Origin of the sequence: Marinobacter alkalisoli, from assembly GCF_045449855.1 — a bacterium.
GTDB lineage: Bacteria > Pseudomonadota > Gammaproteobacteria > Pseudomonadales > Oleiphilaceae > Marinobacter.
In genome coordinates this window covers 255251-281101 of sequence record NZ_JBJJLC010000005.1, presented here as the reverse complement: position 1 = coordinate 281101, position 25851 = coordinate 255251, and the positions used below count along the sequence as shown (strand labels likewise).

The following is a 25851-nucleotide window of genomic DNA, read 5'->3' as shown; positions in this document are numbered from 1 at the left end:
CAGTATATGGCTGACATACATATAGAGGAATTTTACAAAGACGCCGCCATCGCCCTGGTCCAGCTCTACAGCGCCTTCCCCAGGCGCATCAACCTGTTTGTGGAGGATATTGCCGGCCCCGATGAACCGGACGAGTTCGGTTTGCACAGCAAGCGTCACATGGCTTGCTTCGGGGCCCTGCTCTGGCTTGAGGAGGAAGGGCTGTTGCGCTACGTGGATACCATTCGCCAGGAGGCGCTGGACCAGGCTGTTCTCACCCAGAAAGCCTTTGTCCGCCTCAGCACACCCGCCAGTGCCGGGCTGCGGGCACAGCTGGAAGCGCTCGCGCCCCGGGTTCAGGACCAGTTGCCCGAATCCATCAGACAGGATCTCTCAACGCACATTCACCTTATCCGCAATGCCCTGCGAAGCGGCAGCTCGGCAACCATCAGCCAGGTGATGCAAGGTGCGTTCTTTGGCGGAACTTGCGCGCTGACCAGCGATCATTAAATCCGCGTAAACCTATTGAACCCGGGCTGGTCGCCCAAATATATACAGGCGGAAACTTGTCGCCTTTGTGGATAACGAGAGAACCAAGGAATCGATCATGCGCATTCTGTTGTTTCTAGCCACCAACCTGGCTGTCATTATTGTCGCCAGCATCACCTTGCGTCTGCTTGGCGTGGACAGCTACCTGGCCCAGAACGGAATCCAGTATGGCTCCCTGCTCGCCTTTGCGGCCGTATTCGGCTTTGCCGGCGCCATTGTATCCCTGCTGATCTCCAAGCCGATGGCCAAATGGAGCACCAAGGCCAAGGTCATCGATTCACCCCGCACGCCAGCGGAGCGCTGGCTGGTGGACACGGTCAGGGACCTGGCCAGGAACGCCGGCATCGGTATGCCGGAAGTCGCCATTTTCCCCGCGTCCCAGTCCAACGCATTCGCCACGGGCTGGAATAAAAACGATTCACTGGTGGCGGTAAGCGAGGGCCTGCTTCATCGCTTCAACAAGGACGAAATCCGCGCCGTTCTGGGCCATGAGATCGGCCACGTCGCCAATGGAGACATGGTGACCCTGGCGCTGATCCAGGGCGTCGTGAACACTTTCGTGATCTTCGCTTCCCGGGTCATCGGCTCTTTTGTCGATCGGGTGGTATTCAAGAACGAGAGTGGCCACGGCATCGGTTTTTTCGTGGTCAGTATTGCGGCGGAGATTGTCCTCGGTATTCTGGCCAGCACCATCGTCTTCTGGTTCTCGCGGCGCCGGGAATTCCGGGCTGACATCGCCGGCGCGCAACTGGCGGGCCGTAGCGCGATGATCAGCGCACTGGCAAGGTTGAAGCAGGAAAGTGAAGTACCGGACCAGATGCCGGAATCATTGCAGGCGTTTGGCATCAACCGGGGCGCCCGGGGCGGCCTCAGCGCCCTGTTTATGACACATCCGCCGCTGGAAACCCGCATTGAAGCCCTTCAGAATGCGAACATCTGATCAGATTTTCAGCTTGAACCCCAGGGCACGGAACGTGTCCTGGAGGGACTTGCTGGTACCCTTGAGCTGAATCTTCACACTGGAAAATTCCCGCCGCACGGGGTAGTTCTTGCGCAGCCGGTCGAAGGCGCTGCCACGCTCCTCCGCCGGCAACGCCATGGTCAGCCGGAGGCGCGCGTCGTCCTTGCGAGGATCGTAGCAGGAGCGCATGGCAATATTGCCGGCGTCCATTTCTTCCGCTGCACTGGTAAAGGACAGCTTGCTTAGCGCCGGCTCCGGTAAAAACTGGCCCGCCTTTTTACGCACCGGTAATCCCAGGAACCGGCACAGAGACTGATAGATCATCTCAGTCCCCTGAACCTTGCCTTCAAGGCTGTATCCGGCGATATGAGGTGTACCCAGCCAGACACTGTCCAGCAGTTGCGGATTGATCTTCGGCTCTTGCTCCCACACATCCAGCACAACAGTCGGTGCGTTGGCGGCATCCAGACGTTCCTGCAGTGCAATTGAATCAATCACTTCGCCCCGGCTGGTATTGATAAGCAACTGACCGGCACTGAGCCGGTCAAGCCTGGCCTGATCCATCATGTGGAAGGTCGCGTGGGGGCCTTCCCTGGTAAGCGGCGTGTGCAGGGTAATGACATCGCATTCCAGTGCCTCGTCCAGGCTGCAAAAGTCCTGTTCCCCGTCTTCTTCCTGTTCCGCCCTTGGCGGATCACACAGACGCACGGTGAAGTCCAGCTTTTCCAGCTTGCGTGCCAGCTCACTGCCCACGTTACCGGCGCCCACAATACCGACGCTCAGCGTTTCCCAGTCCTCCAGCCCCCGCTTTTCCGCGTACAGCGAAAGCACGGACAACACGTATTCAGCCACACTGTTGGCGTTGCATCCGGGCGCTGCGGAAAACGCGATGCCATGGGCTTCCAGCCAGGCCAGGTCGACATGATCGGTCCCGATGGTTGAGGTGCCGACATAGCGAACCCGACTGCCTTTCAACAGCGCTTCGTTAACCCGGGTTACCGAGCGAACCAGCAGAATGTCCGCCCCATTCACATCCCCGGGGGACAGGGTGCGCCCTGACACCCGGCGAATATCGCCGATATCGCCAAAGAACGAATCCAGTAAGGGAATGTTTTCATCCGCTACGATCAACATGGTCTGGTCTTCCAGCCTCTTTAGTTTCTGCGCTGCCGCTGGGGGCGCCCGCCCTGACTGCGTCCACCCTGTCCACGACTACCCTGGGGGCGACGCCCGCCACGCTTTCTGGTAATCGGTGCATTGGGCATGGCCTCGCTCAATTCTTCATCCGGCACGGTGGTTTTGAGCTTCTGGCTGATATAACTTTCGATCGCCGGCAGCGAGAAAGCGTCATCCTCACTGGCAAAACTGACCGATACGCCGGTCTTACCGGCACGGCCGGTTCGGCCGATGCGATGCACATAATCCTCGGCGTTCTCGGGAAGATTGTAGTTGAAAACGTGGGTCACGCCGTTGACGTGTATCCCCCGACCGGCCACATCGGTCGCCACCAACACCTGGATATCGCCCTTCTTGAACTGGTCCAGGGTTTTCAGGCGTTTGTTCTGGGCGATTTCCCCGGACATCAGGGCCACCTTGACCCCCTGGTTACGCAGATCCTCATCCAGATCCCGGCACTGGTCACGGCGATTGGCAAAGACAAGGGCCTTCTCCACCTCCGGTCGCTTCAGGTAGTTCACCAGCACCGGCAACTTTTCGTCCTCACCGACCAGGTAAACTGTCTGCTCTACCCGCTCAGCGGTTTTCTGCTCGGGCTCGATTTCCACGAACTCGGCATTGCTGGTCCACATGGATGCCAGGTTGAGTACGTCCTGGTTAAAGGTGGCGCTGAATAGCAATGTCTGACGATCATCCTTGGGCGTGCACTTGCGAATGATGCGCTTGACGTCAGGAATAAACCCCATGTCCAGCATGCGATCCGCTTCATCCAGGATCAGGATATCAAGCTGGTCCAGGAACACGTCCTGGGACCCCAGGAAATCGATCAGACGCCCCGGTGTCGCCACCAGAATATCGACTATTTCGTTCTGCAGCTGATCCCGCTGTTTGTCGTAGTTCATGCCGCCAACGACCGTCACCACGTTGTGCCCTGTGTAACCACACAATTGTTCCGCATCCTTGGCGATCTGCATGGCCAACTCGCGGGTGGGCGCCAATGCCAGCACACGAGGCTCAGAGGCAAAGCGGTCCTTCGGCGGAACCGGCGTTTCCAGCAGGCTCTGGATGGCGGTGATCAGGAACGCGGCGGTCTTGCCGGTGCCGGTCTGTGCCTGACCGATCAGATCCTGGCACGCCAGGGTAAACGGCAGGGTTTCGGCCTGAATCGGGGTGCAGTGCTCAAAACCGATGTCGGTGATGGCATCCAGCAGGCGCTGATCCAGATTAAGATCCTTGAACAGCGTCTTGCCGGTATCGCTTGGGTCAGATGTCATAGATACTCAGTCTTCCTTTATGTTTGATGTGGAACCCGGGGGACCCAGGCGCCGGGACTCTTCCTGCCAGGCGTGCTCAAAGGTGTCTCCGGTTCCATAAAATGACCTGAGCGTGTCAAAAAATGCCCGGGCGCGTGCCGGCATTCCATGCTCCAGGTAACCATTGGCCTGCGCCTTTACCTTGCGGCGAAAACCAGCTTCATTGGCTGCCCCGTCTCCGGAGAGATTGTCCACACTGATATGAAAGCGGGACCCCGCAGCCACGGAAAAAAGCCACTCAAGGGCCTGAGGTTTGACCTCGACCTGCTCGAATGCCTGCTGCTGTGCGGTTGAACGGCCGTCGGGGCAGTACCAGTAACCGTAATCCCTGAGAGTCCGGCGATGTTCGCCGGCGATGCACCAGTGACTGATCTCATGCAAGGCGCTTGCATAATAGCCGTGAGCGAAAATAATCTGTGCAACGCCGCCGGCCTCCGAAGCAGGCAGGTATTCGGGTTCATCACTGCCCCTGACCAGGACCGTCCGGTGATTTTCCCGGAACAGGTCATTGAACAGCATGATAAGATCGTCTGGATTGTGATTCATTGGGTCGCTATTGTGCGACTTTAAACCCTTCAATACCAGAGGGAACTTTAGGGTGGCACGTTTGTCCATTGCAACCTGAAGCTTGCCATTCCCGGGTTATAATCCCGTAGCGACGATACTTAAAATCACCAGCCAGGATCCCGAAGCCTCTATGACCGAGTTTGCTTTAACCACCGGCCGCCTCCGCATCACCATGCCGGCCCGACGTGGCGCCATGGCACTGCTTCTCCTGCTGTTCTCGGCCGCTGCCTGGGGATTGGGCAATTCGGGCAATTCCCTGTTCGGAAACAACGGCGATTTTCTGCCCGTCGATGTGGCACTCCCGTTCAGCTACATCACCGACACCGACAGCGTGGTGCTGTCCTGGGACGTGGCGCCGGAACACTACCTCTACAAGACTCGGGTGTCCGTTGAATCGGTGACCGAGGGGGTCACCCTGGGGGAGCCGCAGTTCTCACTACAGGGAACCACCACCGAGGACGAGTTCTTTGGAGAGGTAACGGTTTTTTACGAGCCGGTCGAAGCGCGCGTGCCAGTCTCATTGCCCGAAGGCATCAGGGAAGCGGAGCTTCGGGTGACCTACCAGGGCTGCGCTGAAGCCGGCCTGTGTTACCCGCCGCAAACCCGGGACGTTCTGTATTACGCCGGTAGCGGAGGTAATACCAACACTGGCAGCACCAACACGGATTCCGGGACCAATGGCAATCCCGGCAGCTCGGCAGGCGTCAACACCAATTCGGCCACCGGCCTGGCAGGCTTCCTCTCGGAACAGTCCACCCTCGCCATCGCCGCAGTTTTCCTACTGCTGGGCCTTGGGCTGACCTTTACCCCCTGCGTACTGCCCATGGTTCCGATCATTTCGTCCCTGGTTTCCGGCCGTAACACCCGCACCACGGGCCACGCCCTGATGCTGTCCGGAAGCTACGTGCTGGGCATGGCGCTCACCTACGCTGCTGCCGGGGTGATTACCGGGCTTCTCGGCGCCAGCTTCAACCTGCAGGCGCAACTGCAATCCCCCTGGGTTCTCGGGGTGTTCGCAACCCTGTTCGTGGTATTTGCCCTGTCCATGTTCAACCTGTTCGAGATCCAGCTGCCCCGCTTTATCCGGGAACCACTTAACCACGCCAGCCACCGCCTGACCGGCACGCGCGTGTTCAGCATTTTCGGCATCGGCGCGCTATCAGCACTGATTGTATCCCCCTGCGTATCCGCCCCGCTGGCCGGCAGCCTGCTCTACATCAGCACCACCCAGGACGCATTGATGGGTGGCATTGCCCTGTTCTCCCTCGGCCTGGGCATGGGGATACCCCTGATCCTGGTGGCCGTCGGTGGTCGCAAACTGCTGCCGGCGACCGGTCCGTGGATGAACGTGGTCAAAGCCTTTTACGGTGTCATGCTGATGGCGGTCGCAATCTGGCTGGTCGAACGTCTGGTTCCGGCATGGGCAGCCTTGACGCTGTGGGGCCTGCTGGTTGCCATTACCGGTGTCCAGCTCGGCGCGTTTGATGCCGCCAGGGCTGGCTGGGAGAGAACCCGCAAGGGTTTGGGGCTGGTCATGTTCGCCTATGGCCTGGCGCTGCTCGCCGGCGCCGTTGGCGGTGCACAGGATCCGCTGAACCCACTGGCGCCCTACACCGCAACAGCCGACAGCGGTGCCGGCAATTCCCGGGAGCATGCCGGCTTCAGACGGGTGGAGACCCCGGAAGAGATCAAGTCGCTGATCACAGCGGCAAGCCAGCAGCAACGGCCGGTCATGCTCGACTTCTATGCCGACTGGTGCATCTCGTGCAAGGTCATGGAACGCAACGTCTTCAGTGATCCGTCAGTCATCCAGGCACTCGCACCCTATACGCTCCTGCAAATTGACATGACCGATAACACCCCGGCTCAGCAGGCTTTCCTGGAGGAACTGGGACTTTTCGGGCCGCCGGCCATCCTGTTCTACCGGAGCGATGGCCGGGAACTGTCGTCAGAAACGCGGGTACTGGGTGAAATGGACAGGAACGAGTTCCTGGCGCATCTCAACTCCCTCGACGTATGAAAAAGAAGAACTCGTCTCCGCTCTCTTCGCTGTGCACCAGTTGATGGTCGAGAAACTGGCAGAACCGGGGAATGTCACGGGTGGTGGACGGGTCGGTCGCCACGACCTTGAGAACCCCACCCACCGGCACATCGTGAATCCGGTTGTGGAGCATCATCACCGGTTCCGGACAATACAGCCCCCGTGCATCCAGCTCGCCATCAAACATTATCTCGTGCAAGGCTGCTTCTCCGTCGGTTCATTCAATGTATTTCTGAAAATACATGCTAAATTATTGTTTATAACAGTCAAAATGTTAAGAGGTAAGCCATGATCCGGGTATTGATTGAACGTCATATCGCAGAGACTCTTGAATCCGCCTATGAGGAACGGTCCCGCAAAGTGCTGCAGCAGGCTGTCGCCGCCCCTGGTTTCATATCCGGTGAGACCCTGGTCGATGCCCGCGATCCCAACCATCGCCTGACGCTGTCCAACTGGCGGTCAGAGGCAGAGTGGGATCAGTGGTACTGCTCCGAGGAACGGAAAGCCCTGATGGCCGAGCTGGTACCCATGATGGACCAGGACGAGGCCATCACGGTTCTATACCAGAGCTGACCCGGGCTGCCTGCTACATCACCCGCTCCAGGAAGCAGGTGATCTCTTCACGGTCGTGGTAAAGATGACATGCCCTGAGCCGGAACGTCATCTCCGAGTCCGCCAGACCGCTCTCAAGGATATCGCGGCAGATCAGCCATTCCTCGTACCGCTTTTTCATCGGCAGTTTGAGGTTGAATATGGTGTAACGGCACAGGCCGTTCTTCAGCCAGTCGACCGCCAGCTTCGAGGTCCGGCGTGGATGATCGACGATGTCACAGACCATCCAGTCTACACCGCGCCGGGGTTTCCAGGCATACCCGTCCGCTTCGACATGTTCAACCTGCCCCGATGCCATCAGGTCGGTGTTCATTGGACCGTTATCCACCGCAGCCACCATCATACCCTGCCGGACCAGTTGCCAGGTCCAGCCACCGGGCGCAGCGCCAAGGTCCACTGCACGCTTGCCGCCCCCGAGATAATCGAGAGCCTGCTCCGGTGGCAGGAAGACTTTCCAGGCCTCTTCAAGCTTCAGCGCCGATCGACTCGGCGCCGATGCCGGCAGGCGAAGCCGGGGAATGCCGCCGACATAACGGGCCCGGTTGCCGCTGGGACTGAGGCCGATGACTGCCTGCTCAAACCCCGGCAGCAGAATATCGAGCCTTGCGGGCGCCTCGGCGTCCGGATCCGGTTTCATCAGGCCGGCCCCCCGTAGCCCCCGGGAAAGCGGAGCTACCCACTTCCTGGCGAAGTTCCCCAGGTCACGGTCGGCGTTATCCTCCGGCACCCGCACCTCCACCCTGGCGCAATTCGGAAATCCTCCGGGCAGTGCCTGCAAGCTCTCAATCACCGCGCCAACGCGGTCCGCAGCGGGCAATGCCAGTTCCGCCAGCCCGACCATCCAGTCCCTGACGAAGACCATATCCTCCAGATTCAGCCGGCGGAGCAGTTCGTTGACGCCTTCCGGCCCGGCGAGGAAGAAAAACAGGTAACCATGTTTGCCACGAGGCTCAAAATAGCCAAAAACACCCACGGCAGCGGCTGCATCGGTCATTTCGCGGCCAGCTTCTGTTTCAAAGCCAGGGCGGCAAAACAGGATCATGTGTTCCATGGAGCACCTTATATCGGGATTCCCACCACAGGAAATCCTTGAGAATTTGAAACTGTTTAACAGTGAACCAGATCGGCAATCGGTAAACTGGCAGACTACTTCCCGGCAGGAATTCACAAATGCTGCTTTACCTGCGTACCTTCATCACGCTGACGGCCCTGGTTCTGGCGGGCACGGCTCCGGCGCTGACCGCCCACCCCGTGAGCCCCTGCCCGACCCTGGATGCCAGCCAACCCCAACAGCGGCAAGTGCTGATGAACCATGTGTGTTTCCATGCAGCGGATCCGGATGACCCCGCCCACCTGGCAAACACGCCTGCCGATCTGCCGGAATCCATCGAGTGGCAGGATGCCGGCGGCCATGACCTGGTGTTCAGCCACACAGATTCGGTGTACTGGGTCCATTTACACCTGACCAACTCCGGAAACAAACGGGGATTGTGGTACCTGAAACTCAATTATCCGCTCCTGGATGACGTCACTTTCTGGCAGGACGGCGATTCCACATCCACCACCCTGGCCACTGGTGACCAACGCCCGTTTCTGTCGCGGGGCATAGATTACCGGTATTTTCTCCTTCCCGTCACCCTGGACTCCGGTGAAAACCAGAGCATTACCCTCAGAATACGGAGCAGCGGCGCCCTGAACGTGCCGCTGTCCCTTGAGACTCCGGGGACCGTTATTGCCGAGAGCAACCACCTTACCCTGACTCACGGGCTGTTCTACGGTGTGCTTCTGGTCTTCGCGGTGTTCAATCTGCTGCTGTTCTTCAGTTCGGGGACGGCCTACTACTTTCATAACGCCTTCTATATGGCGTCCATGGGTCTGTTCCTGTTTGCCATGGGCGGCTTTGCCAACCAGTATTTCTGGCCAGACAGCACCGGCTTCGCCAACACCTCCATTCCATTGCTCATTGCGCTGTGCGCCCTGGCAATGACGCTGTTCGGACGCTCCTTCCTGGAGATTGAGCCTGGCACCCTCTCAGCAAGCACCTTGCGCGCCCTGGCCTGGTCATCCGTCGGGCTGCTGGCCATTACCTTTCTGCTGCCCTACAACAAATCAATCCTGTTCAACACGTTCCTGGTGCTGACGGTGATTGCCAGCCTGTTTGTAATCGGCATCCTGAGGTGGCGGCAAGGCTATGGGCCCGCCTTATGGTATGTGATGGCCTGGTCAGTCATGCTGGTAGGCTCTCTGATCTACGCCCTGGCGGCATTCGGCTACCTGACGGATTTCCTGGCCCGCGAGTTTTTCATGCTGACGGCCATCGGCGCCCAGGTCATCCTGCTGAACTACGCCCTGGTGCAGCGCTGGCGACTGCTCAACCAGAAATTGCTCGATGTGGAACACAATGCTCGTGCCGAGCTCGAAACGAAGGTCCATGAGCGCACCGCCCAATTGCGCAACACCATGGGAGAACTGGAGAGGGCCAACCGGAAACTCGCGACCATGAGTCTTAATGACGCATTAACAGGGCTTTACAACCGGAGGCACCTCGACAACATGCTTCCCGAACTGTGTGCTGAAGCCCGCCGGACCGGCCACCCCCTGACCCTGGCCCTGATCGACGCCGACCATTTCAAGGGCATCAACGATACCTGGGGCCATGGTTTCGGGGATCAGTGCCTGCAACGCATTGCCGATGTCCTCAGCCGGCACGTCAAACGCCCCAGGGATGTCGCCATCCGTTTTGGCGGCGAGGAATTCGCGCTACTCCTGCCCGGAACTGACCAGGAAGGCGCGTACCGGGTATGCCAGCGCATTCTGGAGGACATGCGGAACACAACGATCCCGGCGGATGACGGCACCAACGTCATCATCACGCTCAGCGCCGGCATCGCCCTGCTGGCTCCCGATGACAATGAACAGACACTGTTTCAACGGGCCGATGAGGCGCTGTATCAGGCCAAGGCGTCCGGAAGGGACCAGATTGCAACCATGACGGTGGCTATCGTTGACTAGCTGCCCATAAATGCGGCAGCCGACCTCGCTGCCTGCTGAATCAGGCCAACCTGGGTTTCCGGCTGCCTGGCTAACGGCTGAAAGTCATGGTTTCCGCCCTCAAGCCAGACCAGCTCAGCCTCAGAAAGCGTTGCCAGGCGCGCGTTCACTTCATCAGGTTTGCCAAAAGGATCACGGGTGCCCTGAACAATAAGTACCGGACACCAGAAATCCGGAAAGTGATCGGTCCGCCAACGGTCCTTACCTGGCGGATGAAACGGGTAGCCAAAACACAACACGCCCCTGAAACGTCCCTTCAGGCGGGGATCGGCGGCCAGCAGGCTCGCCATCCGCCCTCCCATGGATTTACCGCCTATGAACAGTGGCCGTCCGGCCAGCGATCCATCGATGATTTCCGCAATCAACTGTTCGAACTGCGCCAGCAATGCCGGTTGTCTATCGGGTGGACGTTTCCCGCCGTCTTCCCGCCGCTTCGCCATATAGGAAAACTCAAACCGAACGGTGGTTACCCCCTCGTCAGCCAAAGATTCGGCGAGCATTTCCATAAAGGGGGAGTCCGCTGGCGCTCCGGCGCCATGTGCCAGAATCAGCACCGGTCCCGTCCCGGAATGGGGGCCATTGGTCTTATAAACTTCCATCCAATTCACCTTGTAAGTCGAAGCTTCTATTATAGGGGCCTGTAGCAGTGAAAACCCGGCATAACCGATAAGCCCCCAGCATCAAAAAAGAATCCGTAAATGCGATCTGCATGTTACTGATTCCGGCGCATTTGACGGGCATTGTGAGTTGATCTGAGTCATTGCAAAGCGCTAATGGTTTCTCCATACTTGCGCCCGCATATTTTCCCACTCTAAACCCATTGGTAAGGCTATGAGCACAGTAAATGCTAACCTGACATACAACTACAAGGTGGTGCGGCAATTCGCCATCATGACGTTGGTCTGGGGCATTGTTGGCATGGGCATGGGTGTGCTGATCGCATCCCAACTTGTCTGGCCATCAATGAACCTCGACTTTTCCTGGACCCACTTTGGTCGCCTGAGACCTCTTCACACAAACCTGGTCATCTTCGGGTTTGGTGGTTCAGCACTCTTTGCTACTTCCTACTATGTCGTGCAGCGCACCTGCCAGGCACGCCTGATCTCGGACGGGCTGGCCGCCTTCACGTTCTGGGGCTGGCAAGCGGTTATGGTCGCCGCCATCATTACCCTGCCAATGGGTCTTACCTCAACCAAGGAATACGCCGAGCTTGAATGGCCGATTGATATCCTCATTGCCCTGGTCTGGGTGACCTACGCACTGGTTTTCTTCGGCACCATTACCAAGCGCAGCACACCGCACATTTATGTTGCCAACTGGTTCTATGGCGGGTTTATCCTGACCGTCGCGGTTCTGCATATCGGCAACAACCTTGCGCTGCCGGCCACGGCGTTCAAGTCCTACTCCGCCTATGCCGGTGTAACCGACGCCATGATGCAGTGGTGGTACGGCCACAATGCCGTAGGCTTCTTCCTGACCGCCGGCTTCCTGGGCATGATGTACTACTTTGTTCCCAAGCAGGCCAACCGTCCGGTTTACTCCTACCGCCTCTCCATCGTCCACTTCTGGGCCTTGATCGCCACATACGTGTGGGCCGGTGGCCACCACCTGCATTACAGCGCGCTGCCTGACTGGGCGCAGACTGCGGGCATGGTGATGTCCCTGATTCTGCTGGCTCCATCCTGGGGCGGTATGATCAACGGCATGATGACGCTGTCCGGCGCGTGGCACAAACTGCGCACCGACCCGATTCTGCGCTTCCTGGTCGTTTCTTTGTCGTTCTATGGCATGTCCACCTTTGAAGGCCCGATGATGGCGATCAAAACCGTCAACGCGCTTTCTCACAACACCGACTGGACCATCGGCCACGTACACTCCGGCGCACTGGGCTGGGTTGCCATGATCAGTATCGGCGCCATCTACCACCTGATTCCCAAGCTGTGGGGACTGCCTGCCATGTACAGCACCAGCCTGATCAACGTGCATTTCTGGCTCGCAACTGTCGGTACCGTGCTCTACATCGTTGCAATGTGGGTAAACGGCATCATGCAGGGCCTGATGTGGCGCGCAGTGAACCAGGACGGCACCTTGACGTACAGCTTTGTTGAAGCGCTTGAAGCTTCCTGGCCCGGTTACCTTGTCCGCTTTATCGGCGGCGTAATTTTCCTCTCCGGTATGCTGGTCATGGCCTACAACACCTACATGACCGTTCGCCAGAAAGATGCCGTCGCACAGGACAACGCGGCAGCTCAGCCGGCGTAACGGGAGACAATCAAGATGAAACACGAAATCGTAGAGAAAAACCTTGGCCTGATGATCGTGCTGATCATCCTCACCATCAGTGGCGGTTTCCTCGCTGAAGTGGTGCCACTGTTTTTCAGCAAGCAAACCAATGAGCCGATCGAGGGCCTTGAGCCCCTGTCCGCACTCGAACTGGAAGGTCGCGACATCTACATCCGCGAGGGCTGCCACGTGTGCCACACCCAGCAGATCCGTCCTTTCCGGGCTGAAACCGAACGGTACGGCCACTACTCCGTGGCGGGCGAGTTCGTTTACGATCGCCCGTTCCTGTGGGGCTCCAAGCGCACCGGGCCAGATCTGGCCCGGGTCGGCGGCCGTTACTCCGATGCCTGGCAGCGCCAGCACCTGTACGATCCCCGCAGCGTTGTTCCCGAGTCCAACATGCCGGCATTCCCATGGCTGTTTGAGGATCACGTGGACCATGCCGACACAGCAGCAAAGCTGAAAACACTGCAGACACTGGGCGTGCCCTACACCGATGAGCAGATTGCCGAAGCGTCTGCGGAAGTGGAAGGCAAGTTCGAAATCGAAGCGCTGGTGGCCTACCTGCAACAGCTGGGCACAGTGATTTCTGAGAAACGGTGATCCCGATGGATTTGAACGAGTTACGTGGTATTCACACCCTTCTTGTCATGGCAATGTTTCTCGGCATCGTCTGGTGGGCCTACAGCGCCCACCGCAAGAAGCCGAACGACGAAGCGGCGCACCTGCCCTTCGACGATGACGAGGTGGAAAAGCGTACTCTTGAACAGGAAAAAACGGAGAAAAAGCAATGAGTACCTTCTGGAGCATCTGGATCAGTGTGATCGTGCTCGGTACTATTTTCGGGTGCTGGTGGCTGCTATTGGCAACCCGCAAGAGCCAGACCACCGACACCGAAACAGACCGGACTACAGGCCATTCCTTTGATGGCATTGAAGAATATGACAACCCGATGCCCAAGTGGTGGTTCTATCTCTTCATCGCGACATGTGTCTTCTCTCTGGGTTACCTGGCGCTCTATCCTGGCCTGGGGAACTTTAAGGGCCTGCTGGGATGGACCTCTTACAACCAGTGGGAAGCGGAAGTCCAGCAAGCCGAGGCCCGTTATGGCGAACTGTATGCCAAGTACGGTGATACCCCGGTTGTGGAACTCGCCGACAATGATGACGCCTTGAAAATGGGGCAGCGCCTGTTCGCCAACAATTGCGCGGTTTGTCACGGCTCCGCTGGCCGCGGCTCCCTTGGCTTCCCGAACCTGACCAATGACGACTGGCTCTACGGTGGCGAGCCGGACACCATCCTCGCCACCATAACCAATGGACGTAACGGCAATATGCCTGCCAAGGGTATGATGCCCGACATGACGTCCGAGCAGGTTGACCAGGTGGTCAATTACGTGCTGTCATTCAGTGATCGTGCAGAGGATGCCGAGGCCGCTGAAGCCGGCAAGGAAGTCTTCGCCCAGGCATGTTCCGCCTGCCATGGCAGTGATGGCAAGGGCAACCAGTCCATGGGTGCGCCCAACCTGACCGATGACACCTGGCTGTACGGCTCAACCTATGAGTGGATCAAGGAAACCGTGGTCAACGGGCGTCAGAACCAGATGCCCGCCCAGGGCGACCGGCTTTCCGACGATCAGATCCAGATCCTGGCTGCTTACGTTTACAGCCTGTCCAACTGAGAGCCTGGCCGGCCTCCGTGCCGGCCCGGTCTGCTCAACCCTGTGTCTGCCAACGCGGGCACAGGCTTGAGAAGGCCCAAGCCCCTGGGGTTCCTCAGCGGCTAATTTTCATCGGGAGGTAGCGATGAGCAGTGAGATTCCGGTCAAACAGATTGACCCGTCCTCTGACCCCTCCGATAAAAATAACAAATCCGGAACCGTCGAGTTATACGCCAGTCGCAAGAAGATTTACGTCAAGGAAGTTAAAGGCTTCTTCCAGCGTATCCGTAATGTCAGCCTGCTGGTGCTGATGGGCATGTACTTCCTGTTCGTCTGGCTTACCCTGGACGGCCAGCCACTGATTCTCTTCGATCTTCCCGCCAGGGAATTTCACCTCTACGGACTGACCTTCTACCCGAAAGATTTCTTTCTGTTGTCGGGTTTGCTGATTATTGCCGCCTTTGGCCTGTTCTTTATCACCACCCTGTTTGGTCGGGTGTGGTGTGGCTACACCTGCCCGCAAACCGTGTGGACTTTCATTTTCATGTGGGTGGAAGAGCGCATTGAGGGCAGCAGAAACAAGCGGATGAAACTGGACAAGTCCCCCCGCTCCGCGGAAAAGGTGGTGAAAAAGTCACTGAAACACACGGCCTGGCTATTGATTGCCCTGGCCACGGGCCTGACGTTTGTCGGCTACTTCTACCCTATCCGAGAACTGATAACGGATCTGGGTACCTTGCAGGCGAACGGCTGGGCGTATTTCTGGGTAGGCTTCTTCACCCTCGCGACCTATCTCAATGCCGGCTGGATGCGTGAGCAGGTTTGCCTGTATATGTGCCCCTATGCCCGATTCCAGTCGGTGATGTTTGATCCCGACACCAGAGTGGTCTCCTACGATCCCAATCGCGGCGAACCCCGCGGCGGGCGTAAGAAAGGCGTGGACCCGGACGAACTCGGACTGGGTGACTGCATCGACTGCGGCCAGTGTGTCCAGGTCTGTCCCACTGGTATCGATATCCGGGACGGTCTGCAGTATGAGTGCATTGGTTGCGCGCTGTGCATCGATGCCTGCGACGAAATCATGGATAAAATGGACTATCCCAGGGGACTGATTCGCTACACCACCGAGAGCGAACTGGAAGGCAGGCCGTCAAAACTCATGCGGCCGCGCACCTTTGGTTATGGCGCGGTGCTGGCATTAATGATCGGCGCCATTGTGTTTGTCCTGGCGACCCGGGTGCCGGCACAGCTGGATGTCATCAAGGACCGCGGCGCGCCGTTCGGCTTCAATGGCCAGGGACGAGTCGAGAACTCATACACCCTCAAAATCGCCAATATGACGGAGGTACCGCAAACCTTCGACATCTCTGTTTCCGGCATGGAGGGTATCCAGCTGTTAACAGATACCAGTGTGGAGGTCGACAGCGGCGAAAATCGGGCACTTCCGACGGTCGTCGATGTGGCCCCTGAAACAATCACCCAGAGCAATAACGTCATCCGGTTCCGCATCACTTCGCAAACCGATGAGTCACTGATAATTGAAACCGAAAGCCGATTTGTCGGTCCTACCCGCTAGCATGCCCGCTGTGCGTTATGGACCTATTCCAGAGATTGTGAGTTATGACCGAAGAAACCGTTAAACCCTGGTACCGCCAACCCTGGCTCTGGTTCCTGCTGGCCTTTCCATTGGCTTCCATCACCTGGTGCACCATCGCCATCACCGTCGCCATGAACACCGAAAACGCGATGGTAACGGATGACTACGCCAAAGAGGGTCGCGGCATCAATATGCAGATCGCCCGTGACCAGAAAGCCAAGGATCTGGGCCTGCAGGCGGAATTCTCATTCGCAGAACGGGATATAAAACTGTCCCTGACAGGCGATGAGCAGCAGGATTACCCTTACCTGATCCTCAACCTGTTTCACCCGACCATCGCCGAAAAAGATCAGATCGTGCAGTTTTCCCGCACCGGTCAGTCCACTTACCGCGCCACCCTGAACCAGAGCATCCAGGGCCGCTGGTACTTTGATCTGCGGGGGCCTGACAACGACTGGCGCCTGAAGGGGGAAACCTCCCTGCCCTCCGATAAAGCCATTCACATTGGCGCGGCAACCCGCTGATCCCCGTGAACGCCCTGTCCTGCTTCCACTGTGGCGAGCCCGCTGACGGCTCGCCGCCCATCACTCTTGAACTGGATGGCGAGACCCGTCACTTCTGTTGCCGGGGCTGCAAGGCTGTGTGTGAGACGATCCGCTCCGAAGGACTGACCGGCTTTTATCAATACCGGACCGAACCCGCCGCCACGCCGAAACAGCTCACCAGTAACGAACTGGACCGGATCCGGGAAGTGGATCACCCTCTGGTTCAATCAGCCTTCGTATCCGCCACCAAAGGCGGCCAGGAAGCCCAACTGCTGATCGAAGGCATCACCTGCGCAGCATGCATCTGGTTGCTGGAACACCACATGGCCAAACAGCCCGGCGTGCAGTCATTCTCGGTGAACCACAGCACCCAGCGCGCACGGTTGGTCTGGTCTGCCGAGCAGGCGAAACTGAGCGACCTGCTTATCGCAATCCACGAACTCGGCTACCGGGCCCGGCCCTACCAGGCGGACGAGGCCGAGCAGGCTCTCAAGGCGGAGCACCGCACCATGCTGATTCGGCTCGCGGTTGCGGGTATCGGCACCATGCAGAGCATGATGCTGGCATTCCCCCTGTATTTCGAGATGATCAACGGCCTGTCTCCTGATTTCATTTCTTTTTTTCGCTGGTTCAGCCTGCTGGTCGCCACGCCGGTGGTATTGTTCAGCGCCCGGCCCTTTTTCCGCAACGCCCGCAGGGACTTGCGTAGCCGGCACCTGACCATGGATGTACCTGTCGCCATAGCCATTGGCCTGGCCTACGCCGCCAGCGCCTGGGTCACCGTCATGGGTGGTGACGAAGTCTATTTCGAGTCTGTATGCATGTTTACCTTTTTCCTGTTGCTGGGCCGCTACATCGAGATGCAGGCCCGATACCGGGCGGGACTCACCGGTAACGCCCTGGCCGGCTTCCAGCCCGGTGTCGCTACCCGTGTCAGTGGGGATAGCACCGCCATTGTCGCCACCCATGAACTGCGAACCGGAGATACCATCCGGGTGCGTCCCGGCGAAACGCTACCGGTGGACGGTCGCATCATCAGCGGTCATTCCACACTCAACGAAGCCGCCCTCACCGGTGAATACCTGCCGGAAACCCGCCAGCCGGGCGATACCGTGCATGCCGGCAGCGTCAACGGGGAGAACCCGCTGGACATCGAAGTCGCCAGCGCCGGCGCCCAGACCCGGCTCTCGGGCATCCTTCGCATTCTCGACCGCGTGCAGTCCGAGAAACCGCCGGTGGCGCGGATGGCCGATCGCATCGCCGGCACCTTTGTCAGCCGGGTACTGATCCTGACGCCGCTGGTCTGGATAGGCTGGTGGCTGGCCGGAGCCGACAATGCGTTTGATATTACCCTGTCGGTATTGGTGGTCACCTGCCCCTGTGCGCTGTCGCTGGCAACGCCGACGGCAATCACTTCGGCCACGGTCAGGCTTCGCCGGCTGGGATTCCTGCCTACCCGGGGCCACACCCTGGAATCCCTCAATGACATCGACACCGTTATTTTCGACAAAACCGGCACCCTCACCCGTGGTGAACTCAGCCTGATCGAAACACGGGTAACCGGTTCACTGGATGAATCAACCTGCATCAGTCTCGCCACTGGTCTGGAAAAACACTCCGAGCACCCCATTGCCCGGGTATTCCAGCCGTTCGCCGGCGCTTCCGTATCCGCCGTCACCAACCACCTGGGTGGCGGGTTGTCCGGCACCCATAATGGCAGACCGGTCTATATCGGCCACAGTGAGTTTGTCAGGCAGCATACCCGGGCCACGCAACCATCCGTGCCGACCGGTCAGGGAATCGATATCTGGCTGGCTACCGATGATCAGTGGCTGGCCTGCTTTACGCTGGACGACCAGCCCCGGTTCGACGCAAGAGCCACCATCGCCAGACTGAAGTCTTTGGGCATCCAGACACTGCTACTCAGTGGTGACCGATCGGGGCACGTGGCGCAGATCGCCCAACAGGTGGGTGTTGATGAAGCCATTGGTCAGGCGACACCGGAACAGAAACTGGAAACGTTACAGAAGCTGGTGGCCCAGGGCCACAAGGTGATGATGGTAGGCGACGGATTGAACGATCTGCCTTCCATGGCCGGTGCCGGAATCTCCGTAGCCATGGGTAACGCAGCCGACCTGACGCAACTCAAGGCGGACGCCGTACTGCTCAATGGCCAGTTGATGCAACTGACCGAGGCCATGAACACCAGTCGCCTGACTCGCAGGATTATTCGTCAGAACCTGGGCTGGGCGCTGGTATACAATGTGCTGGCGCTGCCGCTGGCAGCGGCGGGAATGGTACCGCCCTGGCTTGCGGCCATTGGCATGTCACTGAGCTCCCTGGTGGTGGTGCTGAACGCCCTGAGACTCGGCCGGACCGCGCCTGACAGCCATCCATCGGAGCATGCGGTTGGCGTCCCGACAACGTCCTGATACCGTAGTCCGACTACCCGGTTACCTTGAGGTTTCACCGTGCAAATAGTAATGATTCTGGTCCCCGTCATGCTGATCCTGGTGGCACTGGGTATCGTCCTGTTCTCCTGGGCCGTCAAAAATGGCCAGTACGATGACCTGGACGGCCCGGCACACCGGATACTGTACGATGACGACAAGGATATGATCCCGGATGACGCCAGGCAGGCCAGTGAACGGAAGCTTGCCGACACGGACAAGGCCGAAGACGAGAAAAAAGACCGTTGATGAGCGAAGGCCTGTATCTGAGCTACCCCAGCGCCTTTCTGATCGGCTTGCTGGGCAGCACCCATTGCCTGGGTATGTGTGGCGGTATCAGCGCATCGCTGTCCATGGCCCTGCCGGTCGGCAAAGGCTTTCGCCTGCGTCAGACATTGATGTTACTGGCGTTCAATGGCGGGCGTATTGCCAGCTATACAATGATCGCAGCCCTGGTTGCACTGCTAAGCACCAGCGCCGCCGCGCAATGGGCCCAGCTCGCTCCGGTACTGAGAACCATCGCCGGCGTCCTGTTGATTCTGATGGGCCTGTCCATGGGGCAGTGGTGGCAGGGTATTCGTTATATTGAACGGGCGGGAGCACCGATATGGAAACGGATATCTCCCCTGACCCGCCGTTTCCTTCCCGTTCAGCATGCCTGGCAGGCCCTTGCCCTGGGTGGGTTGTGGGGTTGGCTGCCCTGCGGCCTGGTCTACAGCACCCTGGGCTGGGCCGCGCTGCAACCCTCCGTTGGCAGTGCCGCCGCTACCATGGCATTTTTTGGCCTCGGCACCCTGCCCTCCATGCTGGCGACCGGATACGCCGCCACCTGGATACGAAAACTTCAGGGCCAGAAACAGGTTCGCCAGCTCACCGGCGTGTTATTGATTGGTTTCGGAATCTGGACCCTGCCCCTCGGTATGGTTATACACGGGGGGCATGGCGGGTAAGGAAGGGAAACGGGTTCCGGATTCAGATATTAAGCACGTCCAGACGGCCGAAGTCTTCCGGCTCAGGCTCTACGGAACCAACGGCCGGAGCGGCCTGCCCATTCCCGCTCAGCCGCTTGCCTTCACGGAAATCGTACAGGGAGTTATCCGCCAGGTGCGACGGCTCCACATTGCACATGGCCCGGAACATGGTTTCCAGCCGGCCCGGGTGCTGCTTGTCCCAGGTCTGGAACATTTCCTTGATCACCTGGCGCTGCAGGTTTTCCTGGGAACCACACAGATTGCAGGGAATGATCGGAAATTCCCGCAATGCCGCGTAGCGGGCAATATCCTTTTCGCGACTGAATGCCAGCGGGCGGATGACAGTATTTCTGCCATCATCGCTGTGCAGTACCGGCGGCATCGACTTCAGCTTGCCGCCATAGAACATATTCAGGAACAGGGTTTCCAGAAGGTCATCCCGGTGATGCCCCAGCGCGATTTTGGTGACACCGTGCTCTTCCGCAAAATTATAGAGAATTCCACGACGTAGACGGGAACAAAGTCCGCAGGTGGTCTTCCCTTCCGGCACTTTTTCCTTAACAATACTGTACGTGTCCTTTTCGATGATGTGGTACTCGATACCCATGGATTGCAGGTATCCAGGCAACACCTCTTCCGGGAAACCCGGCTGTTTCTGGTCAAGGTTGACTGCAATCAGCTCAAAGGAGACCGGCGCGCTTTTCTGCAGGTTCATCAGGATATCCAGCATGGCATAGGAATCCTTGCCGCCGCTCAGGCAGCACATAACCTTGTCACCGGCTTCAATCATCGAAAATTCTGCAATGGCCTGCCCGACTTCACGGCGCAGACGCTTCTGCAGTTTGTTAAGTTCCAGTTTGTTCCTGCGATCCGCCTCGGACGACAGGGTTTGATCTGGGTTGGCAGTCATTGCATCGGACATAAAACACTACGTTCACTGGATTGGTGGGCTCAGGATTATACGCGTGTGAAACACTCAGGGACAGGATACCGACATGGATATGTTACAGAGCAGGGATGAGGCCGTTGGCAAACGGGAAACCAACCGGATCCGCAACCGCAGCGCCATCCTGCTGGCGGCCCGGGAATGCTTTCGGGAAAAGGGATACGATAACTCCACCATCCGCGACATTGTGCGCCGGACCGGCCTGGCGGCGGGCACGTTCTATAACTATTTCTCCAGCAAGCAGGACATTTTTGCCGCCCTGCTGAACGACTTTCTCAACCACCTCAACGCCAACCTGACCGGTTTACGACAAACGCCCGGTACCACGGAAGACTTTATCCATTCGGCCTATCTCGCCCTGTTCCGTGCCACTGCGACTGACCCACTGGTCTATGAGCTGGCACACCGTAACGATCACGCCATCCGGGATCTGTTCGGGGCGGATCTTCTGGGGCTGGCGATGCTGTCTTTGGAGGAAGACGTACAACGGGCCGTCGAGAAAGAGTTGCTGCCCGACGTGGATCAGGACTACCTTTGCGCGGTGTTTTCCGGCGTTGCCTACGAAATGAGCCTGCGCGTTGCGGAACGCGCCCTCCAGACGCCGAACAAAGGGGAACGGGAAGCGCACCGGGCCGCGCACTTTGCCTCCACACTGTTTCTTGGCGGGCTGACTCGCCTGGCCACGCTTTCCTAACGTTGCCCGGTCCCCTAACATGGAGCCATGAACGAATCATCACCGACCAATACCCCAACGGCCGACGGGCCAGTACCATCGGAGTCCGACAAGGAGGCGGTGCTGGATCTGCAGATCCAGCACCTGCTGATTGCGGTTGAGCACGAACTACGCCGACACCCTGCGGGCATGAATGAGCTGACACTCATCAAACGCCTCCAGGGATCGCCCTGGGAGCTGATCGGCGACGTCTCATTCGGTGAACCGGAGCAACTCTACCCGGTCCACTTTCTGCTGTTTCACACCCTGTACCGGTTGCGGGATCAACTTGCTGAATCGGGCGAAACCATCACCATTTCACCCATGCACCTGCGGCTTTACGAAAATCCGGTTGTTTCCGGCTCCGGTGTCGCCGGAGAAGTCGATGCCCTGAGAACCTTTTACCTGGACCTGACCCAGTACCGGATGTCCGGGGACAGCATCCAGAAAATGATGAACGACTTCTGGAACGGACATTACCCGCAGCGTCCACCACACCAGGAAGCGCTGGATGCCGCCGGGATCCTGGGCTTTGACCACCTTCCGGACAGCTTCGGCAAGGTCAAACACCGGTTCCGCCGCGCCGTCATGCAGGTTCACCCGGATCGGGGTGGCGATACCGAAAGCGTTCAGAGCCTGAACCAGGCCTTTGCGATACTTAAAGCCCACTTTCAATAAATAGCCAGACCGAGGATTAACGAATGGTCAAAACAACCACACGTTTTGTCTGTGGATTTCTGTTTATCAGTGCCGCCATCAGCGCCAGGGCCGATCTCGTGGTTCTCCAGTACCACCACGTCAGCGATGCCACTCCGCCTGCCACGAGTACCTCCGTCTCGCTGTTCAAGGAACAGCTGGAGATGATTGAAAGACTGGAGCTGGATGTGGTCGACCTGCAGAAAGGCACCGAAGCCGCGCTCGGCGGTGAGCTGGACGGTAGCAAACAGGTCGCGATTACCTTTGATGACGCCTACGATTCCGTCTACACAACTGCGGCTCCCATGCTGGAAGACAGAGGCTATCCCTACACAGTCTTCGTCAACACCGACGCAGTCGGGGGCCGCGGATACATGAGCTGGGATCAACTGAATGAGCTCGAAAGCAAAGCCTCCGTCACCATCGCGAACCACAGCCACGATCACGGACACCTGGCAAAGCGACCCGATGAGAGCCAGTCGGGCTGGGAGCAAAGAGTGGAAAGCAGCCTGGACCAGGCTCAGTCGATCCTGAAGGAGAAACTTGGCACCGATGTTCCCATGTTTGCGTATCCCTATGGCGAGTTCGATGCCGGGCTTGAGGACAAACTGGCGGAAAGAGAATGGATCGGTTTTGGCCAGCAGTCCGGCGCGGTGGGGGAAACCTCCGGTATTACCCGCTTGCCACGATTCCCCATGGCCAACGCGTACGGTCAACTCAACAGCCTGAAGAACAAACTCCTCAGCAAGGCACTGCCAGTGGATGCCAGCACCTTGCCGGCGGGTATTGTGACCGACAACCCGCCAACTCTGGAATTGACGCTCCCCGATCACATCAGCGTAAACCGACTGACCTGCTTCGCATCGGGCCAGGGTCGTATCGACATCAAGCCCAGCGGTCCGGGTGTCGTCAGAGTGCGAGCTCCGGACGCGTTCAACAGCCGGCGCTTCCGTTACAACTGCACTCACCCCACCGATGACGGCAGCTATTACTGGCTGTCACAGCAATGGCTGGATCTGAGTAAACCGGAAGACTAAAGCTAACGCTCCCGGATCTCAGCCAGCCCAAGCTCACCCTGCCGGCTGTGTTTGATGGCACGGGGCCCCCGCTTATCTTCGATAACGGTTTGGCCCCTCAGGTCCTCGTCCCGGGTGAAGATCACCATCCAGCGCTCACCGTGCCCGGGAAACACCGGAATAAAGGATTCCAGGTAACCACGGCGGTGCCAGGTTTCCGGTACATAGTCCGCCACCAGGTCGGTCACGATTCTCACCGGTTTCATGGTGGCATCCAGAAAGGCCACGGACGGCACAAACATCCCTTCCCTCGCGAAAGATCGCAGGCGCATGATGAAATCCCGCCTGCCGGCTCCCGCCGGAATCCGAACCAGTCGATAGTGGCTGTGCCCGGTGATGAACGAATGGACCGGGGAACTGTCATCGACAGTCAGACCAAACTCACGATCACTGTGCCAGCCCTCGACATTGCCCCGGCCGAAATCCTCGCAACAGTTCTCCGCCCAACGCTCCAGGAAGCTGTCTCCGGCCGTTTCAACACCGAGAATAGCAAAGGCATCGGGATCGCCGCCCTCCCGTTCCACAACGGGGTCTGGAGAGTCGCTGCGCTGGTAGATACTGGCGGGCGTCAGTTGCACCGGCGGTTTGATGCGCCCTTTTTCCACGTCGGACCGGGTATCCGGCTGGTAATAGCTGGTGCGGATATTGCCATCGGCGTCCTGCCAGGTGAAATAAGGCTGGGGTTCCCCTGGGCGGACATAGCCCCGTCGCTCCAGTTCGTTTCCGTCCGGGTAGTTTTCCAGATTGAACTCGGCGTTCTCGTCAGAAGCGGATGGGCTGGGGTGTTCTGGATCCGGGCGAGGGTCCTCGGTTTCAGGTTCGGGCTCACGAATGATCCGGGAATGCTGAACCCTGCCCTGATCGTCCACCCAGGTGAAATAGCCCTCCCGGGACGACGATGTGCCGCCACTGCCCTGGCAACCGGCCAAAAGGACCACCGCCAGGGTGAGCGAGGCTATAAGGGCTCCCCGATGCAGGGGTCGGCTGTTCGACATAACGGCTGATCACCTCAACGACGCCACCGATTCCCGGCCTGCGTCAGAATTTGGTCCGGAAACTGAGCCCCGCCATAACCACTCGCAGGGAGGTTTTCACATCCAGCCCGGCGTAAGGGTTGTAAATGATATTGGTTATATTGTCACAGTTGACGTTGCAACTGGTATCCGCCGGAATGGTTTCGATGGAGTGAAGGTAACTCAGGTTCATATCGATCTCGGTGTCCTTGTCCCACTGGTACCCCATGCCGATGCTGTACAGGTTGGCGCCCCCGAACGGCGCCATGATGGACCTCTGGTCATCCGGAATCACCGAATCGCGGATCTCCACCCCGGCCCGCAGGTCCAGGCGGGATGAGGCATGGAACTCAACCCCGAACGCCCAGTTCCACTGGTCGGTGAAACCCAGGGGCAGCCGCAGGGTGTCCGGTGTGGCGTTATCCGGAGACAGGATCCGCGCCGCATTGAGGAATTCCAGGTTGCGGTCAAAGCGGAACAGGAACGCATCCCACTGCTTGTAGTCGGTCCAGCCCACATCCACGTTCACGGTCAGTTTCGGGTGGACATCCACGCTGACGCCGGTCTGGAAATGTTGCGGATACACCAGGTCCATGCTGACGTTACCGGCTTCACGGGGGGCGCCGGAAGGCAAGCTGAGAATGGCGGAGGAAATCGCGCCCAGTACCGAGCCGTTCACACTCTGCCAGAAGCCGGACCAGTCATCGGTGTACTCAATCTCGAAGGTACCCTTGAGATTCATATCCGCTTCGGACGTATAGCTCGCGCCCCAACTGAACCAGTCAGTCGGCTCCCACATCACCCCGAGGGAATAGGTGGGCGACAGGGTTTCCTGAACATCGATGCTCAAGGCGCCAATATCGTCCCAGGGGCCCACGTTACCGCCGCATAACGCCAGCCATGGCTGTAGTGGTTCGTCACCACTCTCACAGTTAAAGGCGTCCTGGAGCACTTCCGCTACCCCCAGCAGCATATTGGGCGCCCGCATGTACTGGTCTGCGGCAATCCCCATGTGGGACAGGTGAATGCCCGCGCCCACGGACCACTCGTCATTGATCTCATAGCCAATGGTGGGCGCCAGATAGGTGGTCCTTTGCAGCGCTGTCGCCTGGGGCTGATAGCGGCCCGGATCGTCTTTGTCGCGGTAAAAACCGGCCGCCAGCGGCAGATAAAATGCGTTGGCGAAAGTCAGCTTGGAGCCCGGCGGATTAATGCTGATGCCCGCCGATGGCGCGATCGCAGGTCCCGGAGGGGCGCGCAGGATGCCATACCCCGGCAGGTACAACGCCACGTTATTGGTGTGACTGTGGCTATTGGCGACCGGATCCCGTTGTTCGCCGGTTAGCGGATCGGTCTCCAGGCCATCAATACCGAATATTTCATAGCCATCCGGGGCATGGAAATCGGCATCGACATCGAGATAAACGCTCATCAGGTTTACTTCAAGCTGGCGACCGTCCAGCTTGGTCAGGCCCGCCGGATTGTAGTGAATTGCCATAATACCGGGCGGATCCGCCGTAACTGCGTTCCCCAACGCCAGGGCCTTGGGGTGAATCGTCAGGTTCTGCGCGAGCTGGGCCTCGGCACCACATGAGATGGTCGTGGCGATCACTGCCCCGAGTATCTTTTTCTGGTGGCTGGTCATTACCATGG

General features: G+C 58.7%; 26 protein-coding genes. 17 read left to right on the top strand and 9 right to left on the bottom strand.

What is annotated here, in order from left to right:
• Positions 1–6: 6 nt before the first annotated feature.
• Together ACJO5Y_RS03380 and htpX are read left to right on the top strand one after the other, a co-directional pair.
• Positions 7–489 carry a hypothetical protein gene (locus ACJO5Y_RS03380; RefSeq protein WP_406985009.1) on the top strand — a complete coding sequence of 161 codons (483 nt, stop codon included), beginning with the start codon at positions 7–9 and terminating at the stop codon, positions 487–489.
• 94 nt (positions 490–583) lie between these two features.
• Positions 584–1468, top strand: a complete 885-nt coding sequence (gene htpX / locus ACJO5Y_RS03375) for a protease HtpX (protein ID WP_406985035.1) — start codon at positions 584–586, stop codon at positions 1466–1468.
• On the opposite strand, the gene pdxB is transcribed toward htpX, so the two are convergent.
• The 3 genes from pdxB to ACJO5Y_RS03360 are packed head-to-tail and all read right to left on the bottom strand — an operon-like array spanning position 1469 to position 4524.
• Complete coding sequence (gene pdxB / locus ACJO5Y_RS03370) at positions 1469–2623, bottom strand: 4-phosphoerythronate dehydrogenase PdxB (protein ID WP_406985008.1); 1155 nt, start codon at positions 2621–2623, stop codon at positions 1469–1471.
• Between the two features lie 20 nt (positions 2624–2643).
• Positions 2644–3939: a DEAD/DEAH box helicase gene (locus tag ACJO5Y_RS03365; protein WP_406985007.1), complete on the bottom strand. Its 1296-nt coding sequence runs from the start codon at positions 3937–3939 to the stop codon at positions 2644–2646.
• 6 nt (positions 3940–3945) lie between these two features.
• Positions 3946–4524, bottom strand: a complete 579-nt coding sequence (locus ACJO5Y_RS03360) for an elongation factor P hydroxylase (protein WP_406985006.1) — start codon at positions 4522–4524, stop codon at positions 3946–3948.
• Positions 4525–4738: 214 nt separating this feature from the next.
• Between ACJO5Y_RS03360 and dsbD the strand changes: the two genes are divergently transcribed.
• Positions 4739–6565, top strand: coding sequence for a protein-disulfide reductase DsbD (dsbD, locus tag ACJO5Y_RS03355; protein ID WP_406985034.1), 1827 nt, complete (start codon positions 4739–4741; stop codon positions 6563–6565).
• Here dsbD and tusA read toward each other — a convergent pair.
• Entirely contained in the window at positions 6546–6773 is a 228-nt protein-coding gene (tusA, locus tag ACJO5Y_RS03350) for a sulfurtransferase TusA (RefSeq protein ID WP_406985033.1), read from the bottom strand. The genes dsbD and tusA overlap by 20 nt on opposite strands.
• Positions 6774–6874: 101 nt before the next feature.
• Here tusA and ACJO5Y_RS03345 point away from each other — a divergent pair, with 101 nt between their 5' ends.
• Positions 6875–7159 (top strand): antibiotic biosynthesis monooxygenase family protein, encoded by a 285-nt coding sequence (locus ACJO5Y_RS03345; RefSeq protein ID WP_406985005.1) that lies wholly within the window; start codon positions 6875–6877, stop codon positions 7157–7159.
• A gap of 13 nt (positions 7160–7172) precedes the next feature.
• Here the strand turns inward: ACJO5Y_RS03345 and rlmM are convergent, their stop codons facing one another.
• The gene (gene rlmM, locus ACJO5Y_RS03340; RefSeq protein WP_406985004.1) at positions 7173–8249 is read right to left on the bottom strand and encodes a 23S rRNA (cytidine(2498)-2'-O)-methyltransferase RlmM; all 1077 of its coding nucleotides are present in this window, start codon (positions 8247–8249) and stop codon (positions 7173–7175) included.
• Positions 8250–8368: 119 nt separating this feature from the next.
• Here rlmM and ACJO5Y_RS03335 point away from each other — a divergent pair, with 119 nt between their 5' ends.
• The gene (locus ACJO5Y_RS03335) at positions 8369–10210 is read left to right on the top strand and encodes a sensor domain-containing diguanylate cyclase (protein WP_406985003.1); all 1842 of its coding nucleotides are present in this window, start codon (positions 8369–8371) and stop codon (positions 10208–10210) included.
• Here ACJO5Y_RS03335 and ACJO5Y_RS03330 read toward each other — a convergent pair.
• A complete protein-coding gene (locus ACJO5Y_RS03330; RefSeq protein WP_406985002.1) occupies positions 10207–10848 on the bottom strand; it encodes an alpha/beta family hydrolase in 642 nt (213 codons plus the stop codon). The genes ACJO5Y_RS03335 and ACJO5Y_RS03330 overlap by 4 nt on opposite strands.
• A gap of 232 nt (positions 10849–11080) precedes the next feature.
• On the opposite strand from ACJO5Y_RS03330, the gene ccoN reads away from it, so the two are divergent.
• The 9 genes from ccoN (at position 11081) to ACJO5Y_RS03285 (ending at position 19734) form a co-directional block, all read left to right on the top strand.
• Positions 11081–12511, top strand: coding sequence for a cytochrome-c oxidase, cbb3-type subunit I (gene ccoN / locus ACJO5Y_RS03325; RefSeq protein ID WP_406985001.1), 1431 nt, complete (start codon positions 11081–11083; stop codon positions 12509–12511).
• 15 nt (positions 12512–12526) lie between these two features.
• Positions 12527–13135 (top strand): cytochrome-c oxidase, cbb3-type subunit II, encoded by a 609-nt coding sequence (ccoO, locus tag ACJO5Y_RS03320; protein WP_406985000.1) that lies wholly within the window; start codon positions 12527–12529, stop codon positions 13133–13135.
• A 5-nt stretch (positions 13136–13140) separates the two neighbouring features.
• Entirely contained in the window at positions 13141–13326 is a 186-nt protein-coding gene (locus tag ACJO5Y_RS03315) for a cbb3-type cytochrome oxidase subunit 3 (RefSeq protein ID WP_213478695.1), read from the top strand.
• Positions 13323–14213 carry a cytochrome-c oxidase, cbb3-type subunit III gene (gene ccoP / locus ACJO5Y_RS03310; protein ID WP_406984999.1) on the top strand — a complete coding sequence of 297 codons (891 nt, stop codon included), beginning with the start codon at positions 13323–13325 and terminating at the stop codon, positions 14211–14213. The genes ACJO5Y_RS03315 and ccoP overlap by 4 nt, the downstream gene beginning before the upstream one ends.
• Positions 14214–14337: 124 nt before the next feature.
• Positions 14338–15768, top strand: a complete 1431-nt coding sequence (gene ccoG / locus ACJO5Y_RS03305) for a cytochrome c oxidase accessory protein CcoG (RefSeq protein WP_406984998.1) — start codon at positions 14338–14340, stop codon at positions 15766–15768.
• A 44-nt stretch (positions 15769–15812) separates the two neighbouring features.
• Positions 15813–16313, top strand: coding sequence for a FixH family protein (locus tag ACJO5Y_RS03300; protein ID WP_406984997.1), 501 nt, complete (start codon positions 15813–15815; stop codon positions 16311–16313).
• 5 nt (positions 16314–16318) lie between these two features.
• Positions 16319–18766 carry a heavy metal translocating P-type ATPase gene (locus ACJO5Y_RS03295; RefSeq protein ID WP_406984996.1) on the top strand — a complete coding sequence of 816 codons (2448 nt, stop codon included), beginning with the start codon at positions 16319–16321 and terminating at the stop codon, positions 18764–18766.
• A 51-nt stretch (positions 18767–18817) separates the two neighbouring features.
• The gene (gene ccoS, locus ACJO5Y_RS03290; RefSeq protein WP_406984995.1) at positions 18818–19033 is read left to right on the top strand and encodes a cbb3-type cytochrome oxidase assembly protein CcoS; all 216 of its coding nucleotides are present in this window, start codon (positions 18818–18820) and stop codon (positions 19031–19033) included.
• Positions 19033–19734, top strand: a complete 702-nt coding sequence (locus ACJO5Y_RS03285; protein ID WP_406984994.1) for a sulfite exporter TauE/SafE family protein — start codon at positions 19033–19035, stop codon at positions 19732–19734. The genes ccoS and ACJO5Y_RS03285 overlap by 1 nt, the downstream gene beginning before the upstream one ends.
• A 22-nt stretch (positions 19735–19756) precedes the next feature.
• Here the strand turns inward: ACJO5Y_RS03285 and ttcA are convergent, their stop codons facing one another.
• Entirely contained in the window at positions 19757–20677 is a 921-nt protein-coding gene (gene ttcA, locus ACJO5Y_RS03280; RefSeq protein ID WP_406984993.1) for a tRNA 2-thiocytidine(32) synthetase TtcA, read from the bottom strand.
• Positions 20678–20750: 73 nt separating this feature from the next.
• Between ttcA and ACJO5Y_RS03275 the strand changes: the two genes are divergently transcribed.
• From ACJO5Y_RS03275 to ACJO5Y_RS03265, 3 genes are read left to right on the top strand one after another with little or no spacing between them, the layout of a single operon-like run.
• Positions 20751–21395, top strand: coding sequence for a TetR/AcrR family transcriptional regulator (locus ACJO5Y_RS03275; RefSeq protein ID WP_406984992.1), 645 nt, complete (start codon positions 20751–20753; stop codon positions 21393–21395).
• 27 nt (positions 21396–21422) lie between these two features.
• Positions 21423–22091: a DNA-J related domain-containing protein gene (locus tag ACJO5Y_RS03270; protein ID WP_406984991.1), complete on the top strand. Its 669-nt coding sequence runs from the start codon at positions 21423–21425 to the stop codon at positions 22089–22091.
• Positions 22092–22114: 23 nt separating this feature from the next.
• On the top strand, positions 22115–23146 hold the full coding sequence (locus ACJO5Y_RS03265) for a polysaccharide deacetylase family protein (RefSeq protein WP_406984990.1): 1032 nt from the start codon (positions 22115–22117) through the stop codon (positions 23144–23146).
• Between the two features lie 2 nt (positions 23147–23148).
• On the opposite strand, the gene ACJO5Y_RS03260 is transcribed toward ACJO5Y_RS03265, so the two are convergent.
• Both ACJO5Y_RS03260 and ACJO5Y_RS03255 read right to left on the bottom strand, forming a co-directional pair.
• On the bottom strand, positions 23149–24180 hold the full coding sequence (locus tag ACJO5Y_RS03260) for a MalM family protein (protein WP_406984989.1): 1032 nt from the start codon (positions 24178–24180) through the stop codon (positions 23149–23151).
• Positions 24181–24223: 43 nt separating this feature from the next.
• Positions 24224–25849, bottom strand: a complete 1626-nt coding sequence (locus ACJO5Y_RS03255; RefSeq protein ID WP_406984988.1) for an OmpP1/FadL family transporter — start codon at positions 25847–25849, stop codon at positions 24224–24226.
• Positions 25850–25851 lie beyond the last annotated feature (2 nt).